1 protein-coding gene and 2 pseudogenes are annotated in these 2,754 nt (G+C 69.5%); 2 read left to right on the plus strand and 1 reads right to left on the minus strand.

The features are described 5' to 3' along the window. Positions 1-564: 564 nt before the first annotated feature. A pseudogene (locus tag AC07DW_RS34000) lies at positions 565-930 on the plus strand (IS21 family transposase); the annotation flags it as partial. A 261-nt stretch (positions 931-1,191) separates the two neighbouring features. Next, positions 1,192-2,187, plus strand: a complete 996-nt coding sequence (gene tnpC / locus AC07DW_RS34005) for an IS66 family transposase (protein ID WP_478861463.1) — start codon at positions 1,192-1,194, stop codon at positions 2,185-2,187. A 243-nt stretch (positions 2,188-2,430) separates the two neighbouring features. Here tnpC and AC07DW_RS34010 read toward each other — a convergent pair. Continuing rightward, a pseudogene (locus tag AC07DW_RS34010) lies at positions 2,431-2,564 on the minus strand (IS630 family transposase); the annotation flags it as partial. Positions 2,565-2,754 lie beyond the last annotated feature (190 nt).

Consider the following 2,754-nt stretch of genomic DNA (forward strand, 5'->3'; position numbering starts at 1 on the left):
CCCGCCCGGCGTATCGGCAGCCACCGCCGACACCACCGGTACCGCCGACACCCCCATCACCACAGCCGTCGCCAACGCCACCCGGCGCAAACCACCACGGAACCCCGTGGTACCGGGCGTGACGCTTGCAGCCCGCGCTACGACCGAGCCGTAACCACTGCTGGTGGAAGAAGTTGCCACGGGAGACCCCAGAAAGACGAGATTGGAAAGACGTACTTCTACTCAACCTTTTTTCGGGATGGCCGCACACTCCCCCAAACGGTCAGGCACAGGGCACCGCTCATTCATCATCCCGACCCACCAACCGGTGAGGGTCTGTGTGCTTCCCCTCGTAGCGTGGAGTCGTGATCCGATAAGGAGTTGAGGCAGGGCGGTTGCAAAGTCTCGGCGGGTGTGTGAACGGGCAGGTCACGGCGTTATGACGATGTCTGGTGTGACGGCGGCCATGGCAATCTCCCCATAGGCGGCCATTTACCGCCCCACTGATGGCCACGGGATTCCCCGCGTACGGCCAGATTTCTCCCCGCTCGCCCCGACAGGTCCTGCTCGGCGAGGCTCGAGCGGGTGAAGAACAGCAGGGAGATCATGGAGATCCTTGAGGCATACGACCTCACAGGGAGTTACCGCGCTGCGGCCGGGCTGGCCGGGTGCGACCACCACACAGTGGCCCGTTATGTGAAGATGCGGGCGGCTGGGCAGAGCCCTGGCCGGCACCGTCACCGGGCGAGGGCGATCGACGACTACCTGCCGAAGACCGAAGAGCTGGTGGTCCGCTCGCAGGGCAGGATCCGCGCGGACGTGGTGCACAAGCGGATTGCCGCGATGGGCTTCACGGGCGGGGAACGGACCACCCGCCGCACGGTTGCCGAGGCGAAGGCCCAGTTCAGGGCCGGCCGGCGTCGGATCCGGCCGTGGGTGACGGTCCTCGGATGGGCCGGCCAAGTCGGCCCCGGAGTCTCTGCGGGGCAGGTCCGGGCGGGGTCCGGGCCGCCCGAAGGGGCAGGAAGGCGTCACGCTGGCCCGGGTCGCCGATCCCGGCCATGAGGTGGAACACCGGCCGCAGGGTCCGTGTGCCGGCTGCGGGAGGGATCTGGCCGATGCCGAGCGGGTCGGGGTGGAGCGGCGTCAGGTCTTCGACCTGCCCGAGCATATCGGTGTGGAGGTGACCGGGCATCGGCTGGTCACTTGCCGGTGTGCCTGCGGCACGACCGCCCGCGCCGCGGCCCCGGACACGGTGGCCGCCCCGGTGCAGTACGGGCCGCGGCTGGCAGCCACGGGGTGTATCTGATGCACGGCCAGTTCCTGTCCAGGGACCGCACCGCCACCGCCTTGGCCGAGCTGTTCGACGCGCCGGCTGCGCCGGGCACCGTGGCCTCCTGGGTGCGGCGCTGCGCGAAGAATCTGGATGCCTTCGGGCGGCTGGTCGCCGCGAAAGCCGCCGCCGCGCCGCTGGCGTTCTCCGACGAGACCGGGTTCCGCACCGCCGGGTGCCTGCACTGGCTGCACTCCGCCTCCACGGGCACGTTCGTTCACCTGAGCGTCCACCGCCGGCGCGGGGTCGACGGTATCGACGCCGCCGGGGTACTGCCGGGCTTCCGCGGGGTGGCCATGCACGACGCCTGGGCCCCCTACGACACCTATACCGACGCCACCCATGCCCTGTGCGCGGCGCACGCACTGCGCGAACTGGTCGCGGTGACCGGACGCGGTGGCGAGCAGGCCCGGTGCGCGGCCTACCGGGCCATCGACGCCCTGCTGGCGCTGAAGAAGGCCACCGACACGGCCCGGATGACCAGGGCCGGACAGATCGAGGACACGGTCAGGACCGGGGAATTTCAGGCCCTGCGCATCGCGGTCAACGACGGGCTGGCAGCCACCGCCTCCCGCGCCTCGAAGACCGAGGCCAAGCACCACGCCCTGTTCAAGCGCCTGCACCGGCGATGGGACGACTACCTGCGCTGGGTCCACGACCTGCGGCTGCCGTTCGACAACAACCCCGCCGAACAGACGGTCAGGATGGGGAAACTGAGGATCAAGGTTTCCGGATGCCTGCAGACCCTGCTCGGAGCCCAGGACTTCGCCGCGGTCCGCACCTGCCTCGCCACCGCCGCCCGGCACGACCAACCCATGCTCGACGTCCTCGTCCAGGCCATGCGCGGCAGCCCCTGGACGCCCGCCACCACCTGATCCCCACCGCTCCCACCAACCGGCGATCAAGCACGCCCTCAGCCAGAACCACCTATCCAGTTACCGAGGCGGAAGGTGCCGGCCAGGTTGGAGCAGTCCCACCTCGAGGTGAGCACCAAGTCGTTCACGGTGGCGCTGTGCGCCCAGGCGGCGTGTGCGGTGCTGCTGGGCGGGGGCGCCGGCTTGGCAGGATCAGTGGGTGGTAGGACTCCCCCTCGCGCTCGTGCAGCTGATCGGGACCTCCGCGTACTTCACGCTCGCCCGCAGCCGTCGCGCAACCTCCGACGGTTTGGCCCTCTGTTCGAAACCGCCTGCATCCGCACCCCCTCACGGCGCCGACGCCCCGCAGGGGCCAGCCCGCCCCCATCCGCGAAGATTCACCCGACGAGTCAAGTCAGTAACCGACCGGCGGAAGTTGCCGTAGCCGGTGTTCCGTCCGGCCGGCCGGCGCGATGTCTGTACCGTCTACTATTGAGGTTTTCTCGACGAAATTCATCGCCAGGCGTTGTTGAGGACGAGGGCGGCTTTGGTGATGGCGCCGATCCGGCCGGGGCTGAGCGTGACGCG

This window comes from Streptomyces sp. NPDC045701, from assembly GCF_056432045.1.